The following is an 11345-nucleotide window of genomic DNA, read 5'->3' on the forward strand; positions in this document are numbered from 1 at the left end:
GACCGCAGAAGTCTCAACCTTGCTACAGGTGAATTTTTGGCCCCTTAGCGGTTATCGCGGAGCGCATTCCGGGCCACAACCGACGTTGCGACATCCCTTTCACTGATTCACTGTCCGTCTAGCGCCAGAATGCGAAATCCGCTGTGAGGGTCGGAGCTTAGCAACAACCGCTCAAGGTCGGTCCGACGTTGCAGGGCTGACGTGTTTTTATCGAGCCAAGACTGACTCTGGTACCGTGCCGGGAATGAGCTATAGTTCACATATTAAGACGGCCGGGCGCTTGCACAATGGCTGGACTGGGTGAACAGATTGCGCGTCAGCAGCGCACCATGGGACCGCTCCTGGTGGCGGCAGTGGTCATCGGCCTTATCGGTCTGCCCGTCGCAGCCTGGCTCGACCTCCGAGACCTGTCGGAACGGATGCTGCGCAGGCAAGCCAGCGAAATCAGCCGCATCATCGACGAAATGCGCGGATTCTACGGCAGTGACGTCGTGGGACGCGTGCTGCAAGCTAACGGCGCCGTGACTGCGACGCACAACTATCGGGACGTGCCAGGTGCGATCCCTATTCCAGCAACCCTCTCGATCGAACTCGGCAAGCGCATCAGCGCTCATGACGGGTCGGTCAAATATCGGTTCGTCTCGGATCTGCCTTTCAAAGGTCGCGCGCCCCACCAGCTCGATGTTTTCGAGCGGAATGCAATCTTGGCTTTGCGCGCCAACCCGAAGGAGCCGATCATCGAGGTCTCGGGCTCACTGTTTGACCGGCAGGTCCGCGCCGCGGCCCCTGTCATAATGGGACAAGTGTGCGTGACCTGCCATAACTCACACCCGGACAGCCCCAAGACGGACTGGAAGGTAGGGGATGTCCGAGGGATCCAGGAGATATCAGTCAATCAGCCTATTGCTGCGAACGTGCTGACCTTCAAGTATCTGCTCCTATATTTCGGGTTCGCGGCGGCGGCGGGCCTGACGTTCATTCTCCTGCAGCGTCGGCAGTCCGCGTTGATTCAGGGCATCAACAAGGAGCTTTCCGAGGCAAACGACTTTCTGGCCGCGATTTCATTGAAGATCGCCAAATACCTTTCGCCTCAAATTTACAAAAGCATCTTCAGCGGCCAGAAGGACGTCACCATCGCAACCGAGCGCAAGAAGCTCACGATCTTTTTCTCCGACGTCAAGGATTTCACCGCGATCGTGGAACGCCTCCAGCCCGAGGACCTGACGCTTCTCCTCAACGAGTACTTCACCGAGATGTCGACGATCGCGCTCAAACACGGCGGCACCGTCGACAAGTTCATCGGCGACGCGCTTCTTGTGTTCTTCGGAGACCCCGAGACGCAGGGCATCGAGGAAGACGCGAGAGCCTGCTTGCGCATGGCTGTCGACATGCAGCGTCGGCTCGAGCAGTTGAACAGGGTGTGGCATGACCGCGGAGTTGAACGGCCCTTCCGAGCTCGCATGGGCATCAACACGGGCTATTGCAATGTTGGGAACTTCGGTTCCGATGATCGGATGGACTACACGATCATTGGAGCCGAAGCGAACTTGGCGGCCCGGTTGCAGTCGATTGCCGAGCCCGGCGGCATCTGCCTCAGCTATGAGACTTACGCGCTCGTGCGCGACCTTGTCCGGGCGCGTCCGTTAGCCCCGATTGCCATGAAGGGGATCAGCCGGGAGGTTGTCCCCTACGAAGTCGAGGGCCTCCTGGGTGAACTCGCCCAGCGCCCTCAGGTCATCAGCGAGCATGCGACTGGTCTCGACTTGTTCCTCGATGTTGAGGCAATCGACGAGAACGGGGTGGAGCGGGCGAAGAAACGACTTTCGGAGGCGCTCCTGGCCTTAACCATCCGAAGCAAGCCCGCCGCATTTTAGGTTCTTGAACGTGATCCAATCATGGACCGTGGCCAGCCAAGTAAACTCCGGTTCAACACTGTTCAGCCGCGCCGGGTCCCGGCCAGGAGTTCGCGCGCATCATCCTCGTTGGTCATCAGCGCCGTCAGGGCCGAGGCGTCGATGAACATCAGTCATTCTCGTACAGGCTGTCGCGAAACGCCTTGTCGGCGGGCCTGCCGTGATCAGGCTTGCCCCGGGCTCGCAGATCACGGCAGAACCTGACGCCGATCTCTACCAGGGACGGTCTAGCCTGTTCGCGCTCAAGCTCATGTTTGAGCGCGGCATGGACGGCCTCTGTCAGACCAGTCCTCTTAAGTGCGGCGACCCGGCGGGCCAGTGCGTCGGTCTCGGGATTTTTGATGTGGAACGCCATCACTCGCTCGTATAGCCGTTCAAGTGTATCGGTATACAGCAATTTGGATACACCGTGTGAAGGCCCGTAGCATCGACCGGACACGAAGCGAATCGGCCACGCCGACCCAACTGTCGGCTGGATGGGGATCGTACCGCTGTGTTTACAGATCTCGAGCAGTATCTGAGGTCGCTCGCATAAGTCACTTGCAACACCCGCACTTTCGTACGGGTCTGGAACTGCGCAATCACCGTCTAGCCAAATCCAGCAGCCTTGCCGCTGGCGATAAAATGCGGGTTGGCGAAATCCTCGTCGTCACTCTGGTTGCGCTTGCCGTAGGCGAGCGGCTCACCATCCAGCGTGCGCGTCATGCCGCCGGCGGCGCGCAGCACCGCGTCACCCGCGGCAGTATCCCACTCCATGGTGCGGCCGAAGCGCGGATAGACGTCCGCCTCGGCGCCGGCGACAAGGCAGAATTTCAGCGACGAGCCGACCGAGACGATCTCGGCGGCCCCAAGCGCGCGGATATAGGCGTCGGTTTCCGGCGTGTTGTGGGAGCGGCTGGCAACGACGGTCAGCGGCACCATACCGGCCCTTGCCGAAATCGGCTGGCGATCGACGATCTCATAGTCGTCATTGATCTCGATCGCTTCCGCCTTGCCCGGCCGGCCGGAAAAGAAGCGGCCGGTGCAAGGTGCGAAAACGACGCCGATCTCCGGCACGCCATGGCGAACCAGCGCGATGTTGACGGTAAAATCGGTGCGGCGGTTGACGAATTCCTTGGTGCCGTCGAGCGGATCGATCAGGAAGAAGGCGTCGCCGAGATCCGGCGCCATGATGCCGGCAGAGGCTTCCTCCTCGGCCACACATGGAATTTCGGGAAATGCGGCACGCAGCCCGGCAAGGATGATCTTTTCGCTCTCGCGATCCGCCTCCGTCACTGGCGAACTGTCCGATTTGCTGTCGACCGCACAGCCGACACGAAAGACACGCATCACCTCGCGCCCTGCCGCCAAGGCAAGGTGCTCGAAGACGGCGAGCATCGCTTCGTCGTCAGATACCGCCGCCGCTGTCATATTGGTCTTCGGCAATGTCCCGCTCGTTCAGCCAGTGTTCCAGGGCCTCCACCATCTCCTCGGCTGATTTGCCGAGTGTCTTGAGATGGATTTCGGGCTTTTCCGGCACCTCATACGGTGAATCGACGCCGGTGAAATTCTTGATCTCGCCGTTCAACGCCCGCGCATAGAGGCCCTTCGGATCGCGCCTGGCGCATTCCTCGAAGGGTGTGTCGACAAACACCTCGATGAATTCGCCGTCGGCCATCAATTCGCGCGCCATGCGCCGCTCGGCGCTGAACGGCGAGATGAACGACACGATGACGATCAGCCCGGCGTCGGCCATCAGGCGTGCCACTTCGGCGACGCGGCGAATGTTTTCGACACGATCGGCGTCGGTGAAACCGAGATCGCGGTTGAGTCCGTGACGGACGTTGTCGCCATCCAGAATGTAGGTATGGCGCCCAGTGGCGAAGAGCTTCTTTTCGAACAGATTGGCGATGGTCGACTTGCCCGAGCCCGAAAGCCCGGTGAACCAGAACACGGCCGGCCGCTGGTTCTTCATGTCGGCGCGGGCGCGCTTGCCGACATCGAGCGACTGCCAGTGGATGTTTTCGGCGCGGCGCAGCGAATGCAGGATCATGCCGGCGCCGACTGTAGCATTGGTGATGCGGTCGATCAGGATGAAGGCGCCGGTGGTGCGGTTTTCGGCAAACGGATCGAAGGCGATCGGCGACCGCGTCGAGATATTGCAGATGCCGACTTCGTTCATTTCAAGCGACTTGGCCGCCTCATGGGCAAAGTCGTTGACGTTGACGCGGTATTTCAAGTCGGTGACGGTGGCGCTAGTCTGGTCGGTCTCGGTGCGCAGGATGTAGGAGCGGCCAGGCAGCAGCGCATGTTCGTCGAACCAGACGATGTTGGCGGCGAACTGGTCAGCGACCTGCGGCCGCGCCGCCGGGGATACCAGCATATTGCCGCGCGAGACTTCCACCTCGTCGTCTAGGACAAGGGTGATGGCCTGGCCGGCAATAGCCTGCTGAAGATCGCCGCCATGCGAAACGATGCGCCTGACGTGCGAAGATTTGCCGGATTTGGCGACGACCACCTCGTCGCCCGGCGCAACCGAGCCGGAGGCTATGGTGCCGGCGAAACCGCGGAAGTCGAGGTTGGGACGGTTCACATATTGGACCGGAAACCGGAACGGCAATTCGACCGCGGCCTCGTCGACCGAGACGGTTTCGAGATGTTCAATCAGCGTCGGACCGGAATACCAGTATGTCCTATCGGAACGGCCAGTAACGTTGTCGCCGTAACGGGCCGACATAGGAATGGGCACGATCGTCTGGAAGCCGAGCTCACGTGAGAACTGCCCGTAATCCGCGACGATCTGTTCAAAAACCGCTTCGTCGAAGCCGACAAGATCGATCTTGTTGACGGCGAGCACGATGTGGCGGATGCCAAGCAGCGAGGCAATGATCGAATGCCGCCTGGTCTGACGCAGCACGCCCTGGCGGGCATCGATCAGTACGATGGCGAGATCCGCCGTCGATGCACCTGTCGCCATGTTACGCGTGTATTGTTCGTGGCCGGGCGTGTCGGCGACGATGAACTTGCGCTTTGGCGTGGCGAAGAAGCGATAGGCGACATCGATGGTGATGCCTTGCTCGCGCTCGGCCTCGAGGCCGTCGACCAGCAGCGCGAAGTCGACGTCGTCGCCGGTGGTGCCGTGCTTGCGCGAATCGCGCTCGAGCGTGGCCAGCTGGTCCTCGAAAATCTGCTTGGTGTCGGAAAGCAGGCGCCCGATCAGCGTCGACTTGCCGTCGTCGACCGAGCCGCAGGTCAGGAAGCGCAGCAGCGACTTTCGTTCCTGCGCCGCCAGATAGTCGCGGACACCGTCGGTCGGGGCGAGGCTCTTGGCCATGATATGGTGCATGCTCAGAAATACCCCTCGCGCTTCTTCTTTTCCATTGAGCCGGCTTCGTCGCGGTCGATCAGGCGACCTTGCCGCTCGGAAGTGCGCGCCGTGAGCATTTCGCCGACTATCGCCTCCAGAGTGTCGGCGTCCGAGTCGATCGCGCCGGTCAGCGGATAGCAGCCGAGCGTGCGGAACCGCACCATCCGGTTCTCCACTGTTTCGCCGGGCCGCAGCTGCATGCGCTCATCATCCCTCAGGATAAGCATGCCATCGCGCTCGACGACCGGCCGCTCCTTGGCCAGATACAGGGGCACGATAGGGATGTTTTCCTGAAGAATGTACTGCCAGATGTCGAGCTCGGTCCAGTTCGACAACGGGAACACCCTGATCGATTCACCGGCAGCGATGCGGGTGTTGAAAATCTTCCACATCTCCGGCCGCTGGTTCTTCGGATCCCAGACATGCTGGGCGTTGCGGAACGAGAAGATGCGCTCCTTGGCGCGCGACTTCTCCTCGTCGCGACGGGCGCCGCCGAAGGCTGCGTCAAACCCGTATTTGTCGAGCGCCTGCCGCAGCGCCACCGTCTTCATCACATGAGTATGGGTGTTGGAGCCGTGGTCGAACGGATTGATGTTGTCGCGCACACCGTCTTGGTTGACATGGACCAGGAGGTCGAAGCCGAGCTTTTGCTGCATCTGGTCGCGAAAGGCGATCATTTCGCGGAATTTCCAGGTCGTGTCGACATGGAGAAAGGGAAAGGGCGGCTTGGCCGGATAGAATGCCTTCATCGCCAGGTGCATGAGCACGGACGAATCCTTGCCGACCGAATAGAGCATGACCGGCTTGGCAAATGCCGCGGCCACCTCGCGAAAGATATGGATGGATTCGGCCTCAAGCCGCTGAAGGTGCGTAAGCGCGATATTCATGGACTGCGAGCGTTCTTTCGTACCGATCCACGAAGGGCCTGCATCGGAGGCGACCTTCAGCCGACCGATTCAAACTGCACTTCCGGACAATCTATTCTCGTGCGGGCGTTCTAGCAGATCGTTCCGGTCCAGAACAATGCAAGACAGGCTTGCGGCCGAATGGTTCGGGAATGAATTTTCCGTACGGCCGGCAAAATCGGGAAATTTCTGCCCCGCGACCAGTTGCGCTTGGGAGAGGCGGGAAAATATTGCCTGGGCGGGAAGCTGAGAGCCTGGAGCCGGCTCGCCTGACAGCCGTGCGCGTCATTGAGGCGGTGCCAGTCGTGGCGACGAGGTGGCTAGGACGAAGTTCCGATGGGGACAAGTAGCTTGTCGCCGTTGTGATCGATCTCGATCATCTCAGTCTTGCGGGTCAAGCGTTCCGCAAACCCTTTATGGAAGATGATGGCGTTCATATAGGCAAAGGCTATCGCCAATGCCGCGGTTCGCAGCGGATAATCGACCAGCGAATGAATAAGAAGAAAAGAAACGGAGAGGAACGCTGCTTTCTGGAGCGGGTCTCGGCGAATTCTAGCCAATGCCGCGAAAAGCAACACGAAATAACCTACCATCAGCAGGATGGCCGGAACGCCACCTTCGAAGGCTATTTCAAGGTATTCATTGTGGGCATGATTCACGTATTGCTTGAAAATCATGCCCTCCTTTTCGTAAATTTGATAGGCGTTTTGAAAATTCCCAAATCCGACACCTGTCGCCCAATTGTTCTTGATCCCCTCGATTGTGGTTCGGGCGAATTCTCCTCGCCCAAAAGCCGGATCGATTGCCTCCACGTCGATCTTGGTCCAAGCGCCGATCGTGTAGATCGAAAGCCCGACAAAAATCAGGAGAACGCTGAACCCGCTCGCCCTTGAACGAGCTGAGAGAAAGATCACGGACAATACGGTGATCGCCAACCCAATCAGAACACCGGCACGCGAACCGGCTGCCAAAAGCAGCAGCAAAAGTGTGACCAATCCAAGCGACCCGGACAAAAGGCGCCCACGGAAGAGACCATGGTAAACGACGAAGGGGATCGACACAAAAAGCAAAGCCGCGAAATGATTCCGGTTGGCAAAAAGCCCTGCATTGATCGTAAACGGCAACAGTCCCTCAATAGCAATGTCGTCTGAGAGCGAATATTGAATCGCTCCCGCCAAACCATTGCAGATAACACCCATGAAGAAAAACGGAAGGAGCGCGCTGACCTGCTCGGCACGCAAACGCAATACGGCCAAAAAAAACGCTGCGGCGGCCAGAAGATAAAGCAGGCATTCGACCGTCCGGCCGACCCCTACGCTGATGAAACGAAATCGGCTTTCTCCAACCCAGGGATCTCCGAGCAACAGCTCCGGCCGCAACCCGTTGAATATGGCTGACGGCAATGGGACGATTTGCAAAACGATCAACGCCATAGCGAAGACCAGCAGCCACAGAACAGGCCGGGCGATTCTCTGGCCGGGGGTTTGCGAAAAGATGGCCGCGGCCGAAACTATCGCCGCGACCTCGATCAGAGTGTCTGTGTAAAGGCCGCTCGCAGTACCACCACCGATCAGCAGCGATACAAACAAGACCGTGCCGAGGAGATATTTATCCCATTCCGACGACCGGTCGTTCAAGATGGAACTCTCTCAACGCTCAATTTGTGCATTATCAAGGTGCCGACATATCGAAATCGCCAGCTCTCGGCAATGGCGGCGGTCTGCAGCGTCAATAGTTGCATAGGGCAGCCAGTCGGTACAACCGAGAAGTCCTGGCTCAGCTTTTGTCGGTTATATGTGCCCTCGGGGATGTTGAACCTTGCTATTTCGCCGGCCGGCCCCAAACATTTGATCGACCAGAACAATTCCTTTGGAAGCTTCAGGTTTCGCGCAGAGGCAACGAGGGAAATCTTATACGAGCCTGGAGGCAATTGAACATATTGCTGAAGGGCAGTGTTCTTGACGGGGGTATTCAAGAACCGGACCGTTGCCCCACCCTCGCCCTCCACAGCATCCTGGGATGCTGCAAATGTCACTTCCAAGCCCGATTGATCGCGGACCTGCCAATCGAAAGGTTTGCCGCCCGAGCCCGGCTCGAACGTGCCGTTGAAAATATATCCGCCCAGCTTCCGCTCTTCATTGGACAGGCTGAAAAGAAACAGCCGATAGGCCGGTCCATATTCCTTCTGACGCAAATAGCCGCTGATCACGGCAGTCAGTTCGCCCGAATTCGGTGGTGCGCTTGATCCGGTCAAATCGAGCAGCAGACGATTTGCGAAATCGATCCCCTCGGGAGTTTTGCTAAGAGCGTAGATCAGACTGACTCTCCAGGGCGCCTGCGCCCTGATGGCCGTCAGCGCGGCTTGGTACCCATCAGGATTCGAGAGAATTGTCGGCAGGCCGTCGGCGACTGCCGGAAATTGGTCTGGCCATCGCCGCAGCAATACGTCGATCTCGCCAACCGCCTTCGGCAAATCACCTGTTTCGATCTTGCGGCCTATGGATCTCTGCAGCGCATGGATCTCTGTTTTGGACAATTTTCGGGCTTGATCGAAGAGCTGGTAGGCTTCGTCCTTTTCGCCCTGCCGGTATTTGATCTCGCCGATCAGGCTATAGAGACGCGCATCCGCCAGATCGAAGGCGAGCGCGCCCCTGGCCCTGGCAAGCAATGCATCAAGATCAGGAGCATTGTTCGTGTCGTTCAGGTCGCCGGTGATTTCAGCTATCAATGCGTCGACATTGAACGGGTCCAAGGCAAGAGAAGCAGCCGGTGTTTCTGTTTCAAGAAATCGACTTAGCCCGATCGAGGAAGCCACCAACACTAGAACGGACGCGACGAACCAGACGACTGAATGCCGGAGACTTTGCATAAGCGGGCTGGCTTGCTCCATCATCGACTTTGCCCTCAATCTTCGGATTACTCGTGTCCGTGCCGTAGTTGTAATACTGATAATTCATATATTTGTAGCCGTAGTTGTAATCGAACTTGTTCACCGCAAACTTTGACATCGCGGCTCCGACTACGTTCGCGCCAGCCGCTCGCAGGCGCTTCAACGCGGTCTTGGCCGACTTACGCGTCACCTGATTTGTAGAGATGACCATCAATGTGCCCTCAGCGAGTCGGCTGAGAATAGGAGCATCCGAAAGACCGACGATCGGCGGAGCGTCGATGATGACAACATCGAAGCGCTTGCCGAGATTGGTGACAATCAGAGCCATCTTCGGCGACGAGAGCAGATCCGCGGGATTCGGTGGGATCGTCCCAGAGGTTAGAACGGTCACGTTGGGGTATTTCGTCGCCCTGAAAATGCTAGCGAGATCCTCCTTGCGAACGGTGTTTGTCAGCAGATTGCTGAGCCCGATCGTGTTGTCGAGACCAAACAGCCGATGAAGGTTCGGCTTCCGAAGATCGCCGTCGACAATGAGAACTCTCGCACCGAGTGCCGCAAAGTCCTGCCCGAGCTTGAACGATGTCGTCGACTTGCCTTCCGAGGGCTCCGAACTGGTGACAACCAGCGATCGTGGCGCGCCTTCCGCACCGGAGAATTGCAATGACGTTCGAAGCGAGCGGTAGGCCTCCGACAGGCTGGACTTCTGATCGGCGATACTGGCCATGAGTTCCCGGTCCTCGACGAGCGGCAAGATGCCGAGCATCGCCAGTCCCAATTCTTTTTCGACCTGTTCAGGGTTGGTGAAGGTGTTGTTCAACAGTTCGATAACATAAATGACCGAGGCGCTCAGAGCCAGGAAAAGAGCCAGAGCGATCGCGAGATTGATGCTAAGGCGCGGCGAATATGGGCTTCTCGGCTGCGTGGCAAAATCTACGATTGCGGCGCTTTGCGTCTTGAGTTCGGAGCTGACCCCAACCTCGTTCAGCTTGGCGATAAGGCTGTCGTATTGCGACCGGTTCGAATCCACTTCCCGCTTGAGGATAGTATATTTGATGTTCTTGTCGTTGAAGACGACCTGCTGCTTTTCCATCTCAGCAAGTTTGGCCTTGAGATCGGCCTCCTTGTTCTGCGCCTCCTGATATTTCAGCCGCAGTGAATCCGTTATAGCAAGCACGCCGTTGTTATAGAGACGTTGCAGCTCCTTGATCTGGGACTGAAGCTGCTGCATTTCGGGAAAACCAGGCTTCAGAATCCCCAATTTCTGCTGGTATTGACTGGTTAGATCCGCCAGTTTATCGCTGAGCGCTTGCAGACCTTTGCTTTCCAGGACGGGGCTGAGGCTTGATCCGCGGCCTTTGTCTATCTGGTCCACCACTCGTCCGGCATCGAGTCGATCCTGAATCGCTGTTGCAAGGGCAGTGTTCAGGGCTTCGATATTTGACCCTATCAGCGATTTGTCGTCGCCGGTTATCGTGATGCCTGCATCCTTGGCATAAGCGACCAGTTCCTCTTCGGATTTCTGGAGCTTTTGCTTCACCTGCAGAACCTGTTCCTGGATGAACTGTCGTGCCAGGTCGGATGTTTCGCTGGTCTGGTCGAGACGTTGGTCAATAAAGCTTTGGGCGACCTGATTGGCCACGTCGCTCGCATATTTCGGCTTCTGATCGACAAACGTGATCGATAGCAGGCTCGTGTTGGGAACGAGGTTGACGGTGAGATCACTTAGAATACGCCCGATCGCGATTGCTTCGCGTTGCTCTGGAGTTTTCTCTTCAATGGAAGGCGATTTTGAAATTCCAAACGCACGATAAAAGATGTTGCCGAGGGAAAAGGCCGGCGTGGGAAACAGGAAATCCGGTTTTTCACTAAGACCCAATTGGAACACAACGCGCTGAGCCAATGCGCGGCTTTTGAGCTTTTCACGGGCGGTGAGGAAGGCCCGGACGTCGGCATTTTCAGAAACCACCTCGATGTCCTGGAAGACCTTGGCCGAAGGAACGAGCACTTCCAACTGTGTTGTTGCCTGATATTTTGGTGTCTGCATCATCGTAACGATAATGCCGGCGACAAGCCCGGCTGCCGCCACCATGACGATCAGCCACCGGTACTGAACAACGTAAAAGAGCAGCTTTAGCGGATTGAAGCCCTCGTCCTGCTCGGAATGGTCGCGGCCATACGGGCTATAATTTTGCGCACCGTCATAATACAGGTCGGCGGACAAAGCCTGGCCGTGTCCTGGGCCTGCAATTTGATGCTGTCTGTTACGATCGAGCATGGTGCGAGGTAATCCT

Annotated in this window: 8 protein-coding genes; 1 reads left to right on the forward strand and 7 read right to left on the reverse strand. The window is 57.9% G+C overall.

Annotated elements, in window-relative coordinates; translation table 11 throughout:
• Nucleotides 1-287: 287 nt before the first annotated feature.
• Entirely contained in the window at nucleotides 288-1874 is a 1587-nt protein-coding gene (locus NKJ28_RS23145) for an adenylate/guanylate cyclase domain-containing protein (protein WP_352637045.1), read from the forward strand.
• A gap of 148 nt (nucleotides 1875-2022) precedes the next feature.
• Here NKJ28_RS23145 and NKJ28_RS23150 read toward each other — a convergent pair whose 3' ends face one another.
• The 7 genes from NKJ28_RS23150 to NKJ28_RS23180 form a co-directional block, all read right to left on the reverse strand.
• The gene (locus NKJ28_RS23150; protein ID WP_254820584.1) at nucleotides 2023-2268 is read right to left on the reverse strand and encodes a type II toxin-antitoxin system VapB family antitoxin; all 246 of its coding nucleotides are present in this window, start codon (nucleotides 2266-2268) and stop codon (nucleotides 2023-2025) included.
• Nucleotides 2269-2501: 233 nt separating this feature from the next.
• A complete protein-coding gene (cysQ, locus tag NKJ28_RS23155) occupies nucleotides 2502-3290 on the reverse strand; it encodes a 3'(2'),5'-bisphosphate nucleotidase CysQ (RefSeq protein ID WP_352637168.1) in 789 nt (262 codons plus the stop codon).
• 10 nt (nucleotides 3291-3300) lie between these two features.
• Nucleotides 3301-5238 carry a sulfate adenylyltransferase subunit CysN gene (gene cysN / locus NKJ28_RS23160; RefSeq protein WP_352637046.1) on the reverse strand — a complete coding sequence of 646 codons (1938 nt, stop codon included), beginning with the start codon at nucleotides 5236-5238 and terminating at the stop codon, nucleotides 3301-3303.
• A 2-nt stretch (nucleotides 5239-5240) separates the two neighbouring features.
• Complete coding sequence (gene cysD, locus NKJ28_RS23165) at nucleotides 5241-6146, reverse strand: sulfate adenylyltransferase subunit CysD (protein ID WP_352637047.1); 906 nt, start codon at nucleotides 6144-6146, stop codon at nucleotides 5241-5243.
• 338 nt (nucleotides 6147-6484) lie between these two features.
• Nucleotides 6485-7801 carry an O-antigen ligase family protein gene (locus NKJ28_RS23170; RefSeq protein ID WP_352637048.1) on the reverse strand — a complete coding sequence of 439 codons (1317 nt, stop codon included), beginning with the start codon at nucleotides 7799-7801 and terminating at the stop codon, nucleotides 6485-6487.
• Nucleotides 7798-9057: a tetratricopeptide repeat protein gene (locus NKJ28_RS23175; protein ID WP_352637049.1), complete on the reverse strand. Its 1260-nt coding sequence runs from the start codon at nucleotides 9055-9057 to the stop codon at nucleotides 7798-7800. Before NKJ28_RS23175 ends, NKJ28_RS23170 begins: the two co-directional genes overlap by 4 nt.
• Nucleotides 8945-11329 carry a GumC family protein gene (locus NKJ28_RS23180; protein ID WP_352637050.1) on the reverse strand — a complete coding sequence of 795 codons (2385 nt, stop codon included), beginning with the start codon at nucleotides 11327-11329 and terminating at the stop codon, nucleotides 8945-8947. Before NKJ28_RS23180 ends, NKJ28_RS23175 begins: the two co-directional genes overlap by 113 nt.
• Nucleotides 11330-11345 lie beyond the last annotated feature (16 nt).

It is taken from the genome of Mesorhizobium sp. M0145 (genome assembly GCF_040322355.1).
In the GTDB taxonomy this organism is placed as follows: Bacteria; Pseudomonadota; Alphaproteobacteria; order Rhizobiales; family Rhizobiaceae; genus Mesorhizobium.

Coding starts and splice junctions, on each gene's coding strand:
- cysN (WP_352637046.1), bottom strand. CDS start 5,238: ATGCACCATATCATGGCCAAGAGCCTCGCCCCGACCGACGGTGTCCGC.
- NKJ28_RS23180 (WP_352637050.1), bottom strand. CDS start 11,329: ATGCTCGATCGTAACAGACAGCATCAAATTGCAGGCCCAGGACACGGC.
- cysQ (WP_352637168.1), bottom strand. CDS start 3,290: ATGCTCGCCGTCTTCGAGCACCTTGCCTTGGCGGCAGGGCGCGAGGTG.
- NKJ28_RS23175 (WP_352637049.1), bottom strand. CDS start 9,057: ATGATGGAGCAAGCCAGCCCGCTTATGCAAAGTCTCCGGCATTCAGTC.
- NKJ28_RS23145 (WP_352637045.1), top strand. CDS start 288: ATGGCTGGACTGGGTGAACAGATTGCGCGTCAGCAGCGCACCATGGGA.
- cysD (WP_352637047.1), bottom strand. CDS start 6,146: ATGAATATCGCGCTTACGCACCTTCAGCGGCTTGAGGCCGAATCCATC.
- NKJ28_RS23150 (WP_254820584.1), bottom strand. CDS start 2,268: ATGGCGTTCCACATCAAAAATCCCGAGACCGACGCACTGGCCCGCCGG.